This window comes from Shewanella sp. SM95 (assembly GCF_025653595.1).
Lineage (GTDB): Bacteria > Pseudomonadota > Gammaproteobacteria > Enterobacterales > Shewanellaceae > Shewanella > Shewanella oncorhynchi.
The window spans coordinates 1-21,128 of the sequence record NZ_JAKKSE010000031.1 but is presented as its reverse complement, the minus strand read 5'-3'; the positions used below and the strand labels follow the sequence as shown (position 1 = coordinate 21,128).

The following is a 21,128-nucleotide window of genomic DNA, read 5'->3' as shown; positions in this document are numbered from 1 at the left end:
ATGCTAAAGCTGCGTCACGCTGGTTTCACCTTAATGGAGGTGATGCTAGTGATTTTGTTGATGGGGCTCACGGCTGCGGCTGTGACTATGTCTATCGGCAATTCTGGGCCGCAACAGGCCTTAGATAGAACGGCGCGGCAGTTTATTGCGGCCACTGAAATGGTGCTTGATGAAACCGTTTTAAGTGGCCAGTTTATTGGTATTGTGATTGAGAAAACCAGTTATCAGTTTGTTTTTTATAAAGAAGGTAAGTGGGAGCCTTTGGATAAAGACAGACTCTTATCTGAAAAGCAAATGGAGCCAGGGGTTGTACTGAACTTAGTGCTCGATGGTTTACCTTTGGTACAAGAGGATGAGAAAGACGATTCTTGGTTCGAAGAACCGCTGATTGAACCCTCTGCCGATGATAAGAAGAAACACCCTGAGCCACAGGTCATGCTATTCCCGAGCGGTGAAATGAGCGCTTTTGAGCTGACGTTTATCGCTAAAACTAACAAAGGCCAGCAGGCCGAAACGTTAGTGGTCGGTGATGCGCTGGGCAGATTAACCATAGGGCGCCCCGATGAAACGCGTTAAGGGCATGACCCTACTCGAAGTGATTGTGGCCCTTGCCGTATTTTCGATTGCGGCCGTGTCTATCACTAAAAGTTTGGGCGAGCAGATGGCAAACATGCCGATTCTGGAATCGCGCACTTTGGCACAGTGGGTGGCTGATAATCAGATGGTCGATGCCAGACTCGATCCACAGTTTCCTGAAATCGGTAAAAAAGAAGGTCAAGTTGAGCTCGCAGGAAAGGATTGGTATTGGCGTAAAGAAGTGGTGAAAACGACGGACGATAATTTTCGTATGATCCGCATAAGTGTGAGTGAAGACGAACGCTATCAGCGTATTGCCGCACAAGTGAGCAGTTATGTCCTTAAAACTAACTAGTGCGCAGCGGGGATTCACCCTGCTGGAAATGCTGATCGCCATCGCGATTTTCGCCATGATAGGTTTGGCTTCTAATGCGGTACTCAGCACAGTGCTGACTAACGATGAAGTGACGCGCGCTTTTTCAACTCGGCTTAAAGCTCTACAACAAGGCTTTGGTGCGATTGAGCGTGATCTCGCGCAAATGGTGGCGCGCACGCCAAGATTACTCGAAGGTGGTCGAGGTTCGACCGTCTTCCAAACAGGCAATGATATTTTAGATTCGGAATCAGAAGCCTTAGTGTTTTACCGTTTAGGCTGGTTAAATCCCGACGGTTTATTACCGCGAGGCAGCTTGCAGTCGGTGGCGTATGTGGTGCATGAAGGGCGGCTGGAACGTTGGTACTTTCCTTATCCTGAGCCTGAGTTTGGCGCCGAGCCGATTAAGACAGTGATTATCGACAAAGTGCTGTCGGTGGAATATTCCTTCTTTATGGAAGACAAGTGGGAGCGCAAAGTCGAGGCGACTAAGTTGCCTAAAGCGATCGCCATGGAGATTGAGATTGAAGGTTTAGGCAAGATCCAACGTAAGTTCTTGTTGCCGCTGGGTGCTGTTGCACCAGAAAAGTCTAAGGATGACGATAATAAAGACGAAAATCCTGACGATACGAACAAAGATAAAGACAAAGATGGTGATGGAGTCGATGATGGCTCGGGGAACGATCCAGGTGACGGTTCTGGTGATGGCGACCCTGAAGATGAGGGCCGCGAATGAGAACCCAATCTCGGTCTAAACAGCGTGGTGTCGCACTGATAGTTGTGCTCTTGATTGTGGCCATGGTGGTGATCATCGCGACAAATATCACTGGCCGTAATCAGTTATCCATGCGTCGAACGTTGAACTTGGCCCAGTACGATCAAGCCTATTGGTACGCGATTTCTGCTGAAGAACTGGCGAAGAAAATTTTAAAACAAGATTTAGACGACTCGGAAGGTCGGGTCCACAGGCAACAATATTGGGCCATGGCCGATGTGGTGTTTCCGGCTGAATACGGTGAAATTGCTGGCAAGATCACAGATATGCGTGCCTGTTTTAACTTAAATGCCTTGTCTGTGACCACGAAAGAGGTGGAAAACAGTCAACCTAAGCTGCCGTTGGCGGCGAAGCAATATAAGGCCTTGTTGGTGAGTTTAGGAATGGACGACTTTAGTGCGGACCGTCTGACCCAGACCTTAAAAGATTATATCGACGAAGACACCACTGCTAGCCCTTATGGTGCCGAAGATGCGGAATACGAAGCGCGAAATGTGCCTTACCGTGCGGCCAATACGCTGATGAATCATCGCAGTGAATTACGGGCAGTGATGGGATACACCCAAGATATCTATTTGAAACTCTTGCCCTATGTATGCGTTATCCCAGGTAATGACAGGCAATTACTGAATGTGAATACCTTGGAAGTCGAGCAAGCGGCACTATTAGCTGGCATGCTCGAAAATCAGATTTCGGTAGGCGAAGCAGAAAGTATCATCAACCAACGCCCCGGTGATGGCTTTGCCAAGATAGATGATTTTTATGAAAGCTCATCCATGGGATCGATCAAGTGGGAAGGTGCCATGAAGTCGAGCTTTGTCATCGATAGCCAATATTTTTTATTGGCCTCGGGGGCGAAGGTTGATAACGCCGTATTTAGAATGGAAAGTGTGCTCAAAAAGAGCGGCGGCAATAAAATGGAAGTGCTCACCCGTCAGTTTGGTGGACAAAAATAATGGAAGTGCTCACCCGTCAGGGTTTGATGTTGGTGGCCAAAAATAATGGAAGTGATCACCCGGCAGGGTTTGATGTTGGTGGCCAAAAAATAATGGAAGTGCTCACCCGTCAGGGTTTGGTGTCGGTGGCCAAAAATAATGGCAGTGCTCACCCGGCAGGGTTTGGTGTTGGTGGCCAAAAATAATGGCAGTGCTCACCCGGCAGGGTTTGGTGTTGGTGGCCAAAAATAATGGCAGTGCTCACCCGTCAGGGTTTGATGTTGGTGGCCAAAAATAATGGAAGTGCTCACCCAGCAGAATCTGGTGGACAAAAATAATAGCAACGAGCTCAGTCACACTTTCTTGACTGGGACTGGTGGAGAAAAACTGTGAGTGAACGGCTATTTATTCGCTTAGGCAGAACAGCAGAGCAAGCGTGCTCTTGGCTCGTTTGGTCAGAGCAAGAACAGGAAATTATCGCCTCTGGCGAGCTCGCCAATGCCCAAGGTTTGTCGACCTTAACCGAGCGTGCGGGCAATCGTCCCGTCGATGTGTTAGTGCCCGCCGCGGCGATGACGCTCACTAGTGTGCATTTGCCCGAAAAAGGTCAACGCCAAGCCTTGAAAGCCTTGCCTTTTATGCTCGAAGAAGCCTTAGCCGATGATGTCGATGCTATGCATTTTACTGTTGGTCCACGTGATGGTGATGCCTTAAGTGTGGTCGCAGTGGCACATGAGCAAATGCAGACTTGGCTGAGTTGTTTGACCGAAGCGGGTTTAAAAGTGAAGCGCATTGTGCCTGATTGTTTAGCCTTGCCATTGCAAGAGTGCCAATGGGCGGCAATGAATTTTGGCAATGAGCTATTGCTGCGTACCGGATTAGCTTCGGGCCAGAGCTTACCTCTGCCTTGGTTGCCAATTGCGTTAGAACAACTTAAGCCAGTGCAAGGTGAGGTCTCAGTTGCCAGTTATACCGAGATGCAACTCGAGGGGGTCGAGCTTAAGCCGCAGTCACTTGAGCTACCTATGTTAGTGTTAGCCCGCGGTATTTTGCATGCGCCAGTGAATTTACTGAGCGGCGTTTACACGCCGAAGCGTGAATACAGCAAACAGTTGATGATGTGGAAAAGTGCGGCCATCGTTATTGCCATCGCTTGTGTGCTGGCCTTAGTGAATAAAGGGCTGACTATACATCAAGTCAATGGTCAGATTGCCGATCTTAAAGCCCAGAGTGAATCCATTTATCAGCAAGTGATCCCGGGAAATTCGCGCATTGTTAACCTACGTTCGCAGATGGAAAGTCAATTACGTGCATTGCAGGGACAGGGCAGTGGTGCCGAGTTTTTTGCCATGCTCGATGGTTTACAGGATGCCTTTAAGCAAGTGCCTGAACTTAAACCTAATAGCTTAAGATTCGAAAGCGCGCGTAACGAGATCCGCATGCAAGTGAGTGCGAAAAATTACGCGCAGATCGAGAAGTTTAAAGAGATTGTTGGTCGTCGTTTTCAACTCGACGGCGGCACTATGAATAGCGGTGAAGAGCAAGTCACCAGTACCTTAACCTTGAGGAGCAAATAAGATGGATAATTTGCGGACTTGGTGGCAAGGGCTCGCATCGCGCGAGCAACAGTTAGTGGGCTTTTGCTCGGTATTCTTAGTTATAGGTATTTTTTATTGGGGTGTTTGGACGCCGATTGCCAATGCTGAAGCCGATGCATTACGTAACCTCAATGCACAACAACAGACGTTGAACTATGTAAAACAAACGGCGAATAAAATAGCGAGTCTTAAGCAGAACGGTGCTAAGCCAACGACGTCGGGCAGTTTAAGCTCAGTGGTTAACCAAACTGCGGGCAATTATGGGTTAGTGATTACTCGCATGCAGCCCCAAGGCGATAAGATCCAAGTGTGGATGGACGATGTTCCTTTTGATGCCTTGTTAGGTTATTTGAGTGAGTTAGTACAGAAGAAAGGACTTTCACTCGAAAGTGTTGATTTGGCTGAGGCCGATGTACCTGGCTATGTCAAAGTGAGACGTATCCAATTAGCGCAATAAATTAAGGTGTAGCTGTGAGTTTGATAAAAAAAGTCATCATAGGCGTACTGATTTATTTAATATTTTTAGTCGTCCTATTCCCCGCTAAGATTGCGATAGCGTTAGCCCCATTGCCCGCGAATATCAGTGTTTCGGGTGTAAGTGGCAGTATTTGGTCTGGCAGCATAGAAACCTTAAGTATGCCGCAGCGTCAGGTAGAGCAAGTGCGTTGGGATCTGAGTCCTTGGGCGCTATTTTTAGGTAAAGTGAAAGTTGATTTTCAAGTGGGCAGCCGCGCAACACCTGTCAGTGCTAAGGGATTAATTTCTTGGTCTATGGGAGGCTTAAGTGCGAAGGGGTTACGTTTCGAAGCGCCGGATAGCTTTTTACTCGGCAATGCAAAACTGCCTTTTAAAACCGAAATATCCGGTGAAGTCAGCCTATTAGTCGAGACGTTAGAGCAAGGTAAGCCTTGGTGCGAGCAGTTGTCTGGTAAGCTGTTTTTGAATCAAACCAATGTTAAGAATCAGTTTGGTAACTATCCTCTAGGTAATATTGAACTCGGACTGAGTTGTGTCGAAGGCAAAGCGCAATTGGCCACAGATGAAACCAAGAACCAGCTTGGTATTGTTGGTACCTTACAGTTAGATGAAGGCAATATGGTGAAGGTTGAGGCTAAGATTAAAGAAACGGCAGAGCAACCAGAAGATATGCGTGAGTCGCTGAATATTTTAGGTAAGCGTGGTGCGGATGGTTATTTCCCTGTGGTATATCAGGGGCGGATCCCTGGGTTATAGGCTGTTTTAGATGAGCACTTAAACTTAATGTGAGTGCTCAGATGTGAAGGCCGTAATGCGAGAGTTGCATTAAATGTCCGATCATAAAACAATGCGATGAATAGAAACGAAGGCACCTTAGGTGCCTTTTTTATGGCCTTTTTATCGCGTTAGATCAGTCAGTAGTGAGTGATAGTCGGTAATCGCGGGGAAATCGTGAAAGACTTTGATTGGTTTTTTACTGTCAGGGTTAGCAATCCCTAATTGATGACCCACACCGGCAAGTTTAGCGGCCTTGAGTATGGCTTCGCTGTCGTCGATAAAGAGACAGCGACTTGGCTCAAGTTGAAACTTTTCAAACAAGGTGAGCCAGAATTGTGGGTGTTCCTTAGGGTAACCCGTCTCGTGGCTGGAGATCATGGCATCGAGCCCTGCTGCCAGCTCGGTATGTTCAAGTTTTAGGGCAAGACTCTTGGGATGCGCATTGGTCACTAAGATGCGCCGTTTACCCGCAGAGGCCAAGGCCGTTAAAAATGGCATGCTGTCTTGGCGCAGTTGAATGCGATCCACTAAAGTGCGGTGCAAGCCCATAATGTCGAGCTGCAGTTGCTCCTGCCAATAATCGAGACAGTACCAATCGAGCGTGCCGACGACTTTCTCATAGGCGTTTACAACTAATTGCTGCGCTTCGTTGTGGCTCACACCTTGCTGTCGACTCAATTCCTGCGGTACTAAATTCAGCCAAAAATGATTGTCGAAGTGCAAATCCAATAGGGTGCCATCCATATCGAGCAGAACCGTATCGATAGTCTTCCAGTTAAACATGGGTATTTCCTATTTTTGCAAAACTGAATCACGCTTAGCATTGATTGTTGCACTGCGTAATACTCAGTGATGACGATGATTCGAGTCACTTGTATGCTTAAATCTTTGTGCTAGTCTTGGATGATTAATTATTTTTAGTCTGAAAATTAAGCGGTTGGATATGGATATCTGTTCTTTTGCCCTATTAGCTCAAGTTTCAACCCCCCTTAGTTTACAGCAAGAGTTGAATGCTTTGCTGCAACAAGACTGGTTACCCCATGTAAATCAGCGTGATTATATGGGTGGTTGGGATGTTCTCGTCTTACGCTGTGCAGCAGAGTATCGCGGTGCTCATCCTATCTTGCAAGCCTTCTCAATTTCTACCGGTCAGCACTGGCAAGATTTGCCTCAACTCGAATCGAGCCCTGCGTTATGCCATTTTCTGCAATCCTTAGCCTGCCCAGTGAAATCCGTGCGTTTGATGCGCTTACATGCGGGGGCAGAAATCAAACCCCATAGAGATCAAGGACTCTGCCTAGAACAAGGCGAGGCAAGATTACATTTGCCACTGCAAACGAATGAGCAACTCAATTTTTACGTGGACGATAAACGTGTACCCATGCAGGCCGGAGAGCTTTGGTATATCAATGCCGACCAAGTCCATTGGGTTGAAAATAAAGGGCAGGATGCGCGGATCAATTTAGTGATTGATTGCGAAGTCAATACTTGGTTAAGGGAGTTAATCGATGCTGCAAAAATCAGAGCTTGAATTAGGGCATAGTTTGGATATAGCTGTATTAACGCATTTTGCTAATGCGCTACTACTGTCAACCTCAGCAGGGGAGTCTAAACGGCTCATCGATCCCATGTTGAAGCAGTTATGCCAAATAGCGGCAGTGGAGTTACACCCCGAGTCTTTTTTGGATACTGAGGCGAGCCATACGCCTTTTGGTAAGGCGGTGTCACTCACTACCGCGGCGCAGTGTGCCGAAGATCCCGAGCGGGGCCGAGTCTTTATACAAGGGATTTATCAAGCAATACAAGATCGTCTAAAGGCTCATCCCGGGCAGATTGTGAACATCTTATATGCGGGGACTGGGCCTTTTGCTTGGTTATTATTACCTCTGCTGCCGTTATTTTCTGCGAGTCAAATTCAAGTGACCTTGCTCGACATTCATCAAGCCTCGTTAGATAAAGTTACCAAGCTTATTGAACACTTTGATTTAGCTGATCGTGTGGTGGAGAGTGTCTGTGCGGATGCCACGCTTTGGCAGCCAAATACAGTCGTAAAGTTTGATGTGATTCTTTCCGAAACCATGAAGCACTTGTTGCAACAGGAGCCGCAAGTGCAAATTTTTACCCATTTACAGGCGTATCTTGCCGATGATGGTGTGCTCATCCCGCAAAATATTGAGTTAGACGCTTGGCTTGAGTGTCGTACTGTGCAGGATTTTGTGGAGACGCATTATTTAGGGCCGTTATTCGCGCTCAACCTACAAACAGCACGCTTGCTTGCCAGTGGAGACCGCAGTTTCTTGGCTGGTACATTACTATTACCCGATTTCAGCCCGAGTGCAGTAACGCTTAAGTTTACTACCAGCATTCAAGTTTATGGTGAATCGAAGTTGAGCGAAAACCAATCTCAACTCACGTTACCTCGATATCGACGCGAGCATTGGCTTAAGCCACTCTCATGCCTTGCTTTTCGATATGAGCAGGGTATTCATCCCGATTTTGTGTTTGATGTTATAGAGCAAAAACCAGTGCTGGTGTCGAGTGACGATCTGAGCTGCTTAGGCATTTATCATTTGCAGCGGCTTTGGCAAAAGATACAGCAACGCAAACGGGGAGTGCCATTCACTGAACTGGCTAATGAATGGCACTTAGATAAAACCTTGCTGGATCTTTGTGGAATAGGGCTAGAGCCGGGTCTAAGAGCTTTATATCAAAACGATCATCAGTCAGCTTTTATCGCTTACATTCAGCAAATAGCCAAGCTGACAGCTGCGGATATTGCTGGGATTAATCAGCAATTAGGTGCTATTTCCCATGGATTAACGCCATCGGTCATAGTACCAGAAGTCGAAGACTTCAATTCAGCGGAGGTTGAAGACTCAAATCCGGCGGCAGTACTCAGTGAGTCACAACTCAATTTTTGGCAAAGAGAAGGCTACTTAGTGATCCCGCAAGTACTCACGGCAGAGCAATGCGCCGCAACTCGAGATTTTATTTGGAAACAGTTAGGAGCCAATGAACAAGATCCCACCACTTGGTATCAAGCTCATGAGTTTATGCAGAAAATCATGCTGCAACTGTTTCGCCATCCGCAACTGGACGCGAATCGACAAGTCCCCAAAATTCGTCAAGTGTTTGAACAATTGTGGCAGCAAACGGATTTAGTTATGACAACCGATAGAGTCAGCTTTAATCCACCAGAAACGCCAACTTGGCATTTCCCCGGTCCTGATATGCACTGGGATATGCCGCTACAGCTCCCCGTTAAGTTTGCGACGCAAGGGTTAATTTATTTAACCGACACTGGCGAGGAACAAGGCGCATTCTGTTGTGTCCCCGGATTTCATCTCAAGATAGAGGAGTGGCTTCTCGAACAGAGCAAGCCTGATATTGAGCTTCAGCAACAGGATTGGCATCGCTGGCAAGTAAAACCTATAGCGGCTAAAGCGGGCGATTTAATCATTTGGCACCATGCCTTGCCCCACGGCGCCAGTCCTAATCGTGGGACGTTACCGCGTATGGTGCAATACATTAACTTTTACCCTATGGCTTCCTAATGGTTGATTTTAAAGAACAACAGCAACGCTATTGGTTGTTAGTTCATAATCCAGCCGCCCTGAGGGAGCTTGGCAAGGTTATGACTCTCACCAACTTTTGCCAATATTTGCGGCTTTTTTGGCACTTACCAGACTGTGGTGATGATACGTTACTGGCTATCTTGCATACTGGTAATCGACAAAGGATAGAGCCGGATTATTCACTCTTCTGCCAGTTTTGGGCGCCAACTGACTATGACCCTAAACGCAGAGTATTAGAGTGGATGTCCGCCGCAGAAAAACCGATTCATCCTTTCTACTCGGAGCATATTTCTGCCGTGCGGGGTCAGTTATTGTCCGCTTTGATCAAACCCCAAACTGCTCTGTTACCTGCGCCAAATCTTTCTGGGCTAGTAGAACAAGTGCAGCCTGCCGGATTTATATTTCACCTCTCTCGCTGTGGATCTACCTTAGTGTCGCGCAGTTTTGCGGGGTTATCTAAATGCAGGGTGTTATCTGAATCGCCTTTGCTGACTCAAGTGCTATTGGATAGGAACCTATCAGACACACAAAGACGCGCAGCTTTAATATTTTGCATTAATACCCAAGGTCAGTTGTTTCATCCTGAACAGCATTTGTTGATTAAATGGAATGCGTGGGATTTGCAGTTTTGGCCATTGATCCTATCACTTTATCCTCAAGTTCCCGTGTTATTGCTACTTAGGGACCCCGTCGAGATCTTAGCCTCACAGCAAAAGTCTGCTGGATATCATATGGTGCGACAACCGTCTCGACCTTTATTCCGTGAATTATCAGTACCAGAGGAGGGGGAGTCGATACTGGATTATCAATGTAAGGTATTGCGCTTGTTATTGGGTTATGGGTTAGAGATGAGTCAGCGTAACCAAGTGATGGTCGTGGATTATCAGGAGTTGTTACCCGCGATAGCGAATAAAATTGCAAATTGGTTTTCGTTGGCTCTCTCTAAAGAAGAGTGCAGCCAAGTCGAACAATGTCAGTTAATACACTCTAAAACAGCCACGCAACCCTTTATAGCTGATTCACCATCTAAGCAAAGTTTTTTTTCGGCTAAGCAAAAAGAACAGATCCACCGTTATTGCAACTGGTCTAATGTTCACCTTTTTGAAACTAAAAGTTAACATGCATCTTGTATTTTAGAGTAACGTAAACTAGCTTTAGCCAATGGTGTATCTTTAAAAAATATCAGCAAGTTAACGTTTTTATTCTAGGGATGGAAAATGCAACCATGTACTTCCAAGTCGTTAGCCTTTTTTATTCTGCGAACGCATTTCCCTGAGTCTCTCTTTAAACCTGTCATTCAATTTGTCGAGTTTTTTGTCCGTTAACCCCGAGATGCCACGACGAATTAAAGAACTATAAAGCGCTGTTAGAGTTACTTACTACAGGGAATGTATTTGATGGTAGAAGACATAGTATTACCTAAAGCCTATTCATTGCGTTATGCGTATAAAAATGACGATGCTTTTGTATTTTCACTATTTTGTTCTGCAAGGACGGAACTGTCTCTATTACCGCTTCCCCCACAGCAACGAGAGCTGTTAGTGCAACAACAATACCGCTTACAGCAAGCGAGTTACGCAGCCCAATACCCTCAAGCGGTGACTCTAATCATTGAATATCAATCAATTTCTATTGGCAAAATCATACTTAATCCCTCTGTTAACGGTGTCCATATCGTCGATTTTGTCATCGCACCGCAATTTCGTGGCTATGGTTATGGTTCAGTCATTTTGGACTCGGTAAAAGCCTATGCCCAAGCAAAAGAGGCGAGTGTGAGTCTGAGTGTTGATCGACAAAATATGCGTGCGAAACAGTTATATCTTCGCTTGGGTTTCTTACCTTTTGAAATATCACCTACCCAAGAGTGGCTATCGTGGCCATCACCATAGGTTCGGAGTAGAGGAAAGCTTGTGCAATCAACCTGATGACGTTTAGACAGGTTTACTTTTATTAAGGAGTCATGGATGTCTGATTTTTTTCTCGGAGAAATTAAGCTTCTCCCTTACAACTGGGCACCTAAGTATTGGACTTTGTGTGCTGGGCAATTATTGCCAATCAACACCAACCAAGCGCTTTTTTCACTCTTGGGTACGACCTACGGTGGCGACGGTATTAATAATTTTGCGTTGCCGGATTTACGTGGTCGCGTACCAGTTCACCCTAATGTTAGTGCAGGTTTGCCTCAGGGCAGTAAGGCGGGTGTTGAAAATGTAACCCTAGTACCTAACAACCTGCCAGTACACAATCACCTTGTGATGGCCAGTTCTACTGCCGGCGATACCACGTTGTTTGTAGGCAATAATATTGCCGCCGCCAAAAATGCAGCAGGGGAGGTCAATTTGTATGGGTCCGCTGCAAGTTTACAAGCGTTGGACCCTGCAACGGTATCCAGTACCGGCGGCAATCAAGCCCATGAAAATTGTCAGCCTTCACTGGTAATGAATTATTGCATTGCCACTCAAGGCATTTACCCTTCACGTAACTAGAGGAGAATCACTATGGATCCTTATATCGGTGATATCCGTCTTTTTGCGGGTAGTTTTGCACCTAGAGGTTGGATGTTGTGCGCTGGTCAGCTATTAAGTATTAGTGAGCAAAGCACTCTTTTCGCAATTATCGGAACCTCTTATGGTGGTGATGGGGTAACAACATTTCAATTGCCGGATTTGCGCGGTCGCCTTCCGGTTGGGCAGGGTAATGGCCCTGGTCTGACTCCCCGTGTTATCGGTCAGCAGTTTGGTGTTGAATCCGTTACCTTATTAACGCCGCAAATACCTTCACACAGCCATAGTTTGTCGGCGAGCACAGCAAGTTCCTCCACATCACCCAGCCCTACGGGTAATGTCTTTGCCCACAGTAATACCGATAATATTTATGCTCCTTTGCCATCTAGCGGTGCCGATCCCCAAGTTATGAATGCACTCAGTGTGCAAGCCTCAGGGGGAACACAACCACACAATAACATCATGCCTACTACAGCGATAAATTACATCATATGTATTGAAGGCATTTTCCCATCGCGTAATTAAGGAGCGAAATTATGGATCCATTTATAGGTGAAATCCGTTTGTTGCCATTCAGCTTCGCTCCCCACAATTGGGCGCTGTGTAATGGCCAAATATTGTCAATCGCAAGTAATACCGCGTTGTTTTCAATTATCGGAATTACTTATGGTGGCAATGGTACAACCACGTTCCAATTGCCTAATTTGCAGGGGCAGACCGTAGTTGGTGTAGGTCAGGGCCCCGGGCTGAGAACCTGGGATTGGGGCGAACAGTTTGGTGAAAATGGGGTGACGCTGATCTCCACTGAAATGCCAGCACACAACCACACGCTGACCGGTTTGAATAATCAGGGGACTTTGCCTTCTCCGGCAGCGAATACCTATCTTGCGAAGGATGGACGTGGTGGTGGCATAGTCAACTATATGCAGGCAGCACCAGGTACATTAAATACCACTATGGCACCACAGACTTTAGGTCTAAATGGTGGTGGTCTACCCCATGAAAACCGTCAGCCATTTATCGCATTGAATTATTGTATTGCCCTTTATGGTGTATTTCCGGCACGCAATTAATTGATGAATGATCCCGGCATGTTTGTCGGGAAGTTTTTAATAAATATTTTTAATTAGTAAGTCACATTAATGCCAAACAAATTACATTTTATTTCAGGTTTACCGCGTGCTGGCTCGACGCTGCTCGCAGGTATACTTCGGCAAAATCCACGCTTTCATGCGGCTATCAGTAGCCCTGTAGCGGGGCTTGTGAATGGTGCCCTCGAACAAATGGGGGCAGGTAGTGAGTCCTATTCATTTTTCGATGAACATAAACGTAAGGTCATTTGTCGGGCATTAATTGATGCTTATTACCAAGATAAAAATCATCCGGTTATTTTCGACACCAACCGTCACTGGACTGCCCGTCTACATCAATTGGTAGAGTTGGTTGATGATTTTAAAGTGATTTGTTGTGTGCGCAATCCGGCTTGGATTATGGATAGTTTTGAAGTGATTTACCGTAAAAACCCATTTGATTACAGCCGTATGTTCAATGCGGCCTCGCGTCAGACGGTGTATAGCCGCTGCGAGTCATTAATCAATGCTGGTGGTGCGGTTGGAAGTGCATGGACCGCACTCAAGGAAGCCTATTACGGCGAGTTTTCTGATCGCTTGCTATTAGTGGATTATGATCTGCTTACCCAGCATCCGGCACGCACGCTGGAGTTAATCTATCGTTTTATTGGCGAACCGCAATTCGATCACGATTTTAATAATGTCGACTATGCTGAAAATGAGTTTGACCACAATCTTGGGGTCAAAGGTTTGCATAGCGTTAAGCGGAAAGTGGAATACAAAAGTAGGCGCAGTATTTTACCGCCTGACTTATTTATGAAGTATCAAGAAATGGACTTCTGGCTGGATAGTACTGGCACTGCAGCCAATATTATTGCAAGTAAAAAACCTGTAGCACCTAACGCAAAAAATGAAGGGAATCACTTATCATGAGACATGCACTGCTTAGTGGGCTTTCCTCGCTGTTATTACCATTCGGACTCTATGGTGCTGGTGCTATTGCAGCGCCGAGTTATCAGCGATCCTATTTGAGTTCATCGATAAGTGCATCGACCGATCTATTATTGCGTTCAGACACCTCTCTACCACAGGATCTAATTGATTTATCAGGCGATCAATTGGATATCCAGAGTGCACATCCGGTGCGTGAGCTGGTGATTGTTGATGGTGCAGTGGCTGAAGCTGATAAATCGGTATTGCGCCGCGCCCTTAAACCTAGTGTTCAATTGGTAGAGTTAGATTCTTCTATCGCTGGATTACCGCAATTAATTAATGTACTTGATGGACACAAAAATCTCGCTGCTATTCATGTGGTCTCCCACGCACAAGCGGGCGCTATTTTGCTGGGTAATTCACGTATTACTCCGGAGACAATCCAGCGTGAAGTGTTGGCATTTGCCGCGTTAAAAGGCGCGGTGCGTGAAGGTGGCGATTTATTATTTTACGGTTGCGATCTGGCCGCGAATGACAGCGGTGAAGAGTTGCTGGATATCATCAGCAATAACACAGGTTTGGATATTGCCGCCTCCAATAATTTAACCGGCAATGCCGAATTACAAGGCGACTGGGATTTAGAAGTTACCCGCGGAAATATTGAATCTACTTTGGCGTTTTCTGAAAAAGCATTAAGGGATTTTTCAGGGGTGTTAGCGCCAATTGTAAATGGCACTTATGGTTTTGTAGGTTGGAGTGGGCAGGCAACTGCACAGCTCAGCACAACTCATTTCAGATTAACCGCTAAGGGTGGTGATGGCGTCACTCAAAATCTAGCTAGTAGCATTGGCAATTTTGCTTACATGCATGGTGGTGAGACTAGCACTAACCATTATTTTTATTTGCGCGCAGATGGTACCAATACCACTGCATTTGAGTTAACGGGATTAACGGGAGGCGAGGCTGCTGATCCTGCCTATACAGCTCAATTTACTAATCTGCGTATTGTTGGTTACTTGCAGAATGGCGGAACTGTTACCTCCTCGACTGTTAACGGAAGCGGAGTTAAAGAGACCTTTACCTTTGCACCAGGACAATTGGCGTCTTTTTCGGGCGTTAAGCTAAAAGGCTTTAAATTGTTTTTTGATTGTGCCAGTGCTTGTAATTCTTCAACGGATGGCCCCGAGTTCTTTGAGTTTTATGGTTTCACCGTCGCGAATACAATAGATACTCCTCCTGCCAACTCTGATGCCACCCTCATCGCAGCTGGTGGCGTTGTTGAGCCTATTGGTCTTGCCACCACCATTGATACGGTCGGTGAAGCTGTGGGTGTTTTTGATTTCACCATCACAGATGGCGGAACTTCAGACGGTCTTGCAACCACTGTTTCTCAAATTGTTGTCAGCGTGAGTGGCACCAGTACCGATGCCGAGCGCAGCAAAATTACCTGGCGCCTGAACGGGCCGGATGCCAGCAATATGAACGGTACTTACAACGCTGGTGCAGATACTATTACCTTCTCTGGCCTGGCTATGTCCGTTGCTGATGGGGGCAATGAAACTTACACGGTTAATGCCTACTACAACGACAATACGACGCTCACAGAAGATCGCACTATTATTTTGAGTGTGGATGGCGATACCAACCTCACGGTCGGTGGCAGCGGTACGCAAATGGCAAGCGGGCAGAGTGCTGTCACCAATGGCAGCGGCACAACCCTTGATGTGGTCGCTAGCCAGCTAGTCTTTACCACCCAGCCTGCGGGTTCTGTTTCCGGCGCGGCATTGACGACCCAACCTGTTATTGTGGCGCGTGATGCGTTCGGCAATACCGATGTGGACTTCGCCGAAACCCTTACCTTGACCGAGTCCAGTGCGGGCACCTTAACCAACGCTACTCAAGCGGCGACCGCGGGTGTGGCGACATTTAGCAACCTGACTTATACCGCCACCGCCGATCAGCAAGCATTCACTCTGACCGCGAATGATCAGGATGGCGTTGGTTCAAATTTGCCGACTGTTGATGCCAATTCTGTAACCTCAGATGTAGTAGCCACCCAATTGGTATTCGATACTCAACCTGCACCTACTAGCGTCATTAGCGGTCAGAACACTGCTTTCTCTACTGTGCCAATCGTATCGGCACGCGATGCAAACAGCATTGTGGACACGGGTTATGCTACAGGTATTACCTTGGCGGAAGTTAACGGTGCGGGCAGCGCGACGATCACGGGGACGGGAGATACCGATGGTAATGGTGCCACAGTGTCTATCACTCCCAGCAGTGGCGTATCCACTTTTACCAGTATGCAAATTACCTACACCAATTCTGGCGTGGGTAGTGAAACTTTCAATTTGCGCGCATCTTCTGGTGGTTTAACCACGGCAGATAGCAGTCAATTAACGGCGTCAACCACGCCGACAGTAACCGATGGCAATATCAGCATTTCAGGGGGGACAGGGTCAGGGGGAGCCTTCAAAATTGGCGATACCGTCACTGTGACCTGGAATAATACCGCTGGCGGCAATAATAATGCCGGAATCACAGGTGTGACTGTCGATTTCTCGCAATTTGGTGGTGGCGCCGCTGTGGCTGCGACGGATAGCAGCGGAACCTGGACGGCAACTTATACTCTCACTTCTGGTGCGATTGATGCATCCAGTCGTAATGTCAGCGTGACCGCAACCAATGCCCAAGGGGACACTACTACTGCTGACACAACCAATGCCGTTGTGGATAATGTTGTGCCAGTTGTCACAGATAACCGTCTTAGCATCAGCGGTGCCACTGGTACCGGAGGTGCCTATAAAATTGGCGATACAGTAACCGCCAGTTGGAATAATACTGCGGGTGGCGATAACAACACAGACACTATTAGCAGTGCTACTGTGGACTTTTCTGCATTTGGTGGCGGTGCGGTGGTGGCGGCGAGCAATAGTAGCAGTACTTGGACAGCAACCTACACTATTACCTCAGGTGCTATTGATGCCACAAACCGCAATATCAGTCTTACTGCGATTGATAACGCGGGCAACACTACAACAACTGGAGACACCAGCAACGCGACAGTTGATAGTATTGCGCCATTGGTATCCGATGTGAATATCGGCATTTCCGGCGGCACTGGTACTGCGGGCGCTTATATCGCCGGCGATACAGTCACTGCTATCTGGAATAACACCGCAGGTGGCGATAACAACAGCGATACCATCAGTGCAGCGACAGTTGACTTCAGCCAATTCGGCGGCGGTGCGGCTGTGGCCGCCAGCAATAGCAGCGGTACTTGGACGGCGACTTATACCTTAGTTGCGGGTGCCATTAATACCAACAATCGTAATGTGTCGGTTACGGCGATGGATAACTCTGGCAATATTACCACTCGGGCCGATAGCAGTAATGCGGTTGTGGATAGTGTGGTGCCAGCCGTAACCAGTGTCAGCGTTCCGGCCAATGCGACTTATATAGTAGGGCAATCCCTCGATTTTACCGTCAATACTAGCGAAGCGATTACCGTGAATGCTGCTGGTGGCACGCCGCAGCTTACCTTGACGATTGGCTCTGCCACTGCGTACGCCAGTTACCTTTCCGGCTCCGGTAGCAATGCACTGACTTTCCGCTACACAGTGCAGAGTGGTGATCTCGATACTGATGGAATTGCGATCGCTGGGTCGATAGATGCCAATGGCGGCACCTTAAAAGAGAGCTCGGGTAATACTCTAAACTCAGTATTAAATTCTATTGGCAGTATGGCTGCGGTATTAGTTGATGCGATAGCGCCTACTGTGAGTAGTGTTGCTGTCCCTGCAAATGATACGTATGTGGTTGGAGAAACCTTGAGTTTTACGGTGAGCAGCACTGAAAATGTGACTGTTAATACGGGCGGCGGTACGCCGCGTATCGCCGTAACCATTGGCGGAACCACCCGTTATGCTTCCTACGCGAGTAGCTCTGGAACCACTAATCTAGTCTTTAGTTATACAGTGCAGGCAGGTGATAACGATACTGACGGCATTATGTTGGCATCTAGCATTGATGACAACGGAGGAACCTTACTTGACGGCGCGGGTAATAATTTAGTGCTCACGCTGAACTCGGTTGGTTCAACTGTCGCAATTCTCGTGGATACAGCCGCACCGACAGTGCAGAGTTTTAGTCCCGCAGATGGTGATGTGAATGTCGCTATCGGTGCTAACTTTGTGCTGACCATGAATGAGGATATCCAGCTTGGTGCTGGCAATATAGTGATCTACGATGCCGATGATCTGGCCGTAGCGACGATTGATGTGGGTTCACCAGCCGGGCAGCTAATGATAACGGCTGGCGTGTTGACTATTAACCCAACCGCTAATCTAGTTGAAAACACCAGTTATTATATTCAAATCGCCAATGGAGCTATTACCGACTTGGCGGGTAACATTTACGCCGGCATTAGTAATAAAACCGATTGGAACTTTACCGTTGCCGATGTAACTCCACCAGTTGTTACTGGCGTGGTAGTATCGGGCTCACCCGCAGCGAACGCCGCTAGTCTCGTGTTTAGTGTGAGTTTAGATGAGGTGGCGAGCAATCTCTCTATCGATGATTTTGCTCTTACGGCAACAGGTTCGGCAAGTGGCAGTATTGCCAGTGTTTCTGCGGCATCCGGCACCAGTGTTGATGTGACTGTGAATACTGTGAGTGGCACTGGTAGCCTGAGACTCGATGTCAAGGCGAATTCCAATATCCAAGATGCTTCCGGTAACGGTAATGGAACCAATGGCTATACTGCCGCTTATACCGGTGGCGCAAGTCATGCGGTCGATCGCGATGCGCCTTTAGCACCTTCGGGGCTCGATCTTGCTACGGCTTCCGATTCCGGGATCAGCAGCACAGATAATGTAACCAACGATACTACTCCGGCATTCACTGGCAGCGCAGAGGCGAATAGCACTGTGACGCTCACGAGCAGCATCGATGGCGCATTGGGGACTACAACTGCAGATGGTGTTGGAAATTGGTCATTTACCACGCCGCTATTAACCAGTAATTCAGCGCATAACATTACAGCCGCTGCGACCGATGTCGCTGGCAATACTGGCGCGGCATCGACGGCACTTGCGCTTACGCTCGATACGCAAATCCCCACGATAACCAGCTCGGCTCCTGCAGTAGGTGCCGCAGCGGATGCCAGTGTGATATTCAACCTCGCTTTTAGCGAATCAGTGAATAGTCTGACGACGGAAGATTTTGCTCTGGCGAGCACAGGCACTGCATCTGGCACTATTTCGAGCGTTTCCGCTAGCTCTGGAACGGGTGTTGCCGTCACTGTTAATGGCATATCGGGTACGGGTAGTCTGAAGGTAGGCCACACAACGAGTGATATTGTTGATGATGCGGGTAATGCACTCGGTGCTTATAGTGCCGGCACTGCACACTCTGTCGATACGGATGCACCAACTATTTCGGGTGTCAGTTTTGACCAGACGTCGGTGACTCAGGCAAATCAAAGTGCGATTAGCTTGACCTTAGCGAGTGCGGAGGCCGGAACCAGCGCGAATTACACTATTACTGGTAGTTCAGGCACGCCTGTCACAGGATCTATTGCGGTCGCAAGTGCGTCACAACAGATCGTCAATATAGACGTGAGCGGCTTAGGAGATGGCACTCTGACAGTGAGCCTGACCCTGACCGATGCGGCGGGCAATGTTTCTAGCCCTGCCGTGACCAATACCATATCGAAAGATGCTGCAGTGCCTACTGTGGATGTCGTCGCCGTTAGCGATGGGCATTATGGTGTCGGTAGCACTATCGATATCACGGTCACCTTGACCGAGGATGTGACTGTTTCTGGCACGCTTTCTACTCTGTCGATCGATATCGATGGTGTGGCTCGTCAGGCTGTGTTTGTGTCTGCGGCGAGTGGTGTGCTGACCTATAGATATACAGTTCAAGCGGGTGACAATACGGGGGCGAGTGGGTTAATTGTCGATGCTAATGGCATAGCGCTAAATGGCGATACCATGCGGGATGCGGGTAGCAATGATGCCGACCTAAGCTACAGCCAGTGGAGCAGTGTCGATGTGATTGTCGATACGACGGCTCCCGTTAATCCTATAGTGACGACACCTTCAAGCGCTATGAGCACCAATCAGGTAACGACATTGGTCAGCGGTACGCACGCTGAAGATGGGGTGACAATCAGCCTCTATGCCGACGTGAATAATGACGGTGTTGCCGATAACGCGACTGTGTTGGATGACACTATTGTGGTGGCGGGCGCTTGGACCCTGAGCGCCGGATTATCGACGGACAGTGACAATAATTTTGTCGTGGTTGCAAGCGATGCTGCGAGTAACGTTTCAGCCCCTCAGAATGTCCCCACTATTACTCAAGACGCCACAGCACCTGTCGCACCTTCTGCACCTGATCTCGATGCGGCAAGCGATTCAGGTGTGAGTTCAACGGATAACATCACCAAGAATACGACTCTCGTACTAACGGGCACTGCAGAGGCCGGCGCCAGCATTGTCCTTAGCAGCCATCTTGATGGAGTGCTTGGCACTGTTAACGCAGATGGGAGTGGTGACTGGAGTGTCACCGCGACGAACGTGAGTGCTGGAACCCATAGCATCACAGCAGTTGCTACTGATATTGCAGGAAATAGCAGTATCGAATCGAGCGCCTTATCTGTGACCCTTGATACGATCGCACCCACTTCTTCTGCAATTGATAATCAAAACATTCAACCTGGTGAGAGCTCATCGGCACTCGCATTTACCATTGCCGATGATGTCACCGCTGCGGCAGATATCCTAGTGACGCCGGCTAGTTCAGATACTTCGGCGGTTCCACTTGCGGATGTTGTGCTGGCAGGAAGCGATGCTAATAGAAGTGTGACTGTGACTGCGTTGGGATCGGGTACGAGTACCATCACCTTGACGCTCGAAGATGATGCGGGCAATACCAGTACTCGGAACTTCGATGTTGTGGTGAATAGTGCGCCCACTATTTTGGGGACACCTGCGACCAATGTAGCTCAAGGTACATTTTATAACTTCATGCCCACCGCCGCAGACGCGGACGGTAATAGTTTAGTCTTTGATATTACGAATCGACCTTCGTGGGCGAGCTTTAATACAGCGACGGGGGCATTGAGCGGTACGCCGAGCAATGCAGATGTTGGTACGACGACGGCAATTGTGATCAGTGTGAGTGATGGAGTGCTCAGTGCGAGCCTACCCGCTTTCAATCTCACAGTGACGAACGTCAACGATGCGCCGACGATTAGTTCAATGGCGGTGACGGCAGCCACTCAAGATGCGGCGTACAGCTACAGCTTGACTGCAACTGACTCCGATACCGGTGACAGTTTAACCTTGAGCGCAGTGACCAAACCGAGCTGGTTGAGCTTCAACGCGGCGACGGGTTTACTCAGTGGCACGCCAAGCAATGCGGATGTGGGCAGTCACGCTGTCACCTTACGAGTGACGGACACGGATGGCTTAACGGCTGAGCAGTCCTTTAGCATTACAGTGACAAACGTCAACGATGCGCCG

18 protein-coding genes are annotated in these 21,128 nt (G+C 48.0%); 17 read left to right on the top strand and 1 reads right to left on the bottom strand.

All coding sequences use genetic code 11. The features are described from left to right. From gspH to L5M29_RS21555, 8 genes are all read left to right on the top strand, one after another. A complete protein-coding gene (gspH, locus tag L5M29_RS21590) occupies positions 1 to 576 on the top strand; it encodes a type II secretion system minor pseudopilin GspH (RefSeq protein WP_113941577.1) in 576 nt (191 codons plus the stop codon). Continuing rightward, complete coding sequence (gene gspI, locus L5M29_RS21585; RefSeq protein ID WP_105250998.1) at positions 563 to 931, top strand: type II secretion system minor pseudopilin GspI; 369 nt, start codon at positions 563 to 565, stop codon at positions 929 to 931. The genes gspH and gspI overlap by 14 nt, the downstream gene beginning before the upstream one ends. After that, positions 912 to 1,685: a type II secretion system minor pseudopilin GspJ gene (gspJ, locus tag L5M29_RS21580; protein ID WP_263170018.1), complete on the top strand. Its 774-nt coding sequence runs from the start codon at positions 912 to 914 to the stop codon at positions 1,683 to 1,685. Before gspI ends, gspJ begins: the two co-directional genes overlap by 20 nt. Beyond that, the gene (gspK, locus tag L5M29_RS21575; RefSeq protein WP_105251000.1) at positions 1,682 to 2,680 is read left to right on the top strand and encodes a type II secretion system minor pseudopilin GspK; all 999 of its coding nucleotides are present in this window, start codon (positions 1,682 to 1,684) and stop codon (positions 2,678 to 2,680) included. The genes gspJ and gspK overlap by 4 nt, the downstream gene beginning before the upstream one ends. Then, entirely contained in the window at positions 2,680 to 2,865 is a 186-nt protein-coding gene (locus L5M29_RS21570; RefSeq protein WP_263170016.1) for a hypothetical protein, read from the top strand. The genes gspK and L5M29_RS21570 overlap by 1 nt, the downstream gene beginning before the upstream one ends. Before the next feature lie 183 nt (positions 2,866 to 3,048). Beyond that, complete coding sequence (gspL, locus tag L5M29_RS21565; RefSeq protein WP_173242587.1) at positions 3,049 to 4,236, top strand: type II secretion system protein GspL; 1,188 nt, start codon at positions 3,049 to 3,051, stop codon at positions 4,234 to 4,236. A 1-nt stretch (position 4,237) separates the two neighbouring features. Beyond that, positions 4,238 to 4,714 carry a type II secretion system protein M gene (locus L5M29_RS21560; RefSeq protein WP_105251002.1) on the top strand — a complete coding sequence of 159 codons (477 nt, stop codon included), beginning with the start codon at positions 4,238 to 4,240 and terminating at the stop codon, positions 4,712 to 4,714. 14 nt (positions 4,715 to 4,728) lie between these two features. Next, on the top strand, positions 4,729 to 5,490 hold the full coding sequence (locus L5M29_RS21555) for a type II secretion system protein N (RefSeq protein ID WP_263170013.1): 762 nt from the start codon (positions 4,729 to 4,731) through the stop codon (positions 5,488 to 5,490). A gap of 141 nt (positions 5,491 to 5,631) precedes the next feature. On the opposite strand, the gene yrfG is transcribed toward L5M29_RS21555, so the two are convergent. Further along, complete coding sequence (yrfG, locus tag L5M29_RS21550; protein WP_263147052.1) at positions 5,632 to 6,294, bottom strand: GMP/IMP nucleotidase; 663 nt, start codon at positions 6,292 to 6,294, stop codon at positions 5,632 to 5,634. 160 nt (positions 6,295 to 6,454) lie between these two features. Between yrfG and L5M29_RS21545 the strand changes: the two genes are divergently transcribed. The 9 genes from L5M29_RS21545 to L5M29_RS21505 form a co-directional block, all read left to right on the top strand. Then, positions 6,455 to 7,042: an aspartyl/asparaginyl beta-hydroxylase domain-containing protein gene (locus tag L5M29_RS21545; RefSeq protein WP_263170012.1), complete on the top strand. Its 588-nt coding sequence runs from the start codon at positions 6,455 to 6,457 to the stop codon at positions 7,040 to 7,042. Then, positions 7,020 to 9,065: a phytanoyl-CoA dioxygenase family protein gene (locus L5M29_RS21540; protein WP_263170010.1), complete on the top strand. Its 2,046-nt coding sequence runs from the start codon at positions 7,020 to 7,022 to the stop codon at positions 9,063 to 9,065. The genes L5M29_RS21545 and L5M29_RS21540 overlap by 23 nt, the downstream gene beginning before the upstream one ends. Then, complete coding sequence (locus L5M29_RS21535) at positions 9,065 to 10,204, top strand: sulfotransferase family protein (RefSeq protein WP_263170008.1); 1,140 nt, start codon at positions 9,065 to 9,067, stop codon at positions 10,202 to 10,204. Before L5M29_RS21540 ends, L5M29_RS21535 begins: the two co-directional genes overlap by 1 nt. A 279-nt stretch (positions 10,205 to 10,483) precedes the next feature. Continuing rightward, positions 10,484 to 10,975 (top strand): GNAT family N-acetyltransferase, encoded by a 492-nt coding sequence (locus L5M29_RS21530; RefSeq protein WP_173497009.1) that lies wholly within the window; start codon positions 10,484 to 10,486, stop codon positions 10,973 to 10,975. A 75-nt stretch (positions 10,976 to 11,050) separates the two neighbouring features. Then, the gene (locus tag L5M29_RS21525) at positions 11,051 to 11,572 is read left to right on the top strand and encodes a phage tail protein (RefSeq protein ID WP_263170005.1); all 522 of its coding nucleotides are present in this window, start codon (positions 11,051 to 11,053) and stop codon (positions 11,570 to 11,572) included. A gap of 12 nt (positions 11,573 to 11,584) precedes the next feature. Further along, positions 11,585 to 12,115: a phage tail protein gene (locus L5M29_RS21520; protein ID WP_263170003.1), complete on the top strand. Its 531-nt coding sequence runs from the start codon at positions 11,585 to 11,587 to the stop codon at positions 12,113 to 12,115. An 11-nt stretch (positions 12,116 to 12,126) separates the two neighbouring features. Continuing rightward, the gene (locus tag L5M29_RS21515; protein WP_113941567.1) at positions 12,127 to 12,663 is read left to right on the top strand and encodes a phage tail protein; all 537 of its coding nucleotides are present in this window, start codon (positions 12,127 to 12,129) and stop codon (positions 12,661 to 12,663) included. A gap of 69 nt (positions 12,664 to 12,732) precedes the next feature. Then, positions 12,733 to 13,593, top strand: a complete 861-nt coding sequence (locus tag L5M29_RS21510) for a sulfotransferase family protein (protein ID WP_212600796.1) — start codon at positions 12,733 to 12,735, stop codon at positions 13,591 to 13,593. Further along, on the top strand, positions 13,590 to 21,128 hold a 7,539-nt coding region (locus tag L5M29_RS21505), incomplete at its 3' end, for a DUF4347 domain-containing protein (protein WP_263170000.1). The genes L5M29_RS21510 and L5M29_RS21505, both read left to right, overlap by 4 nt.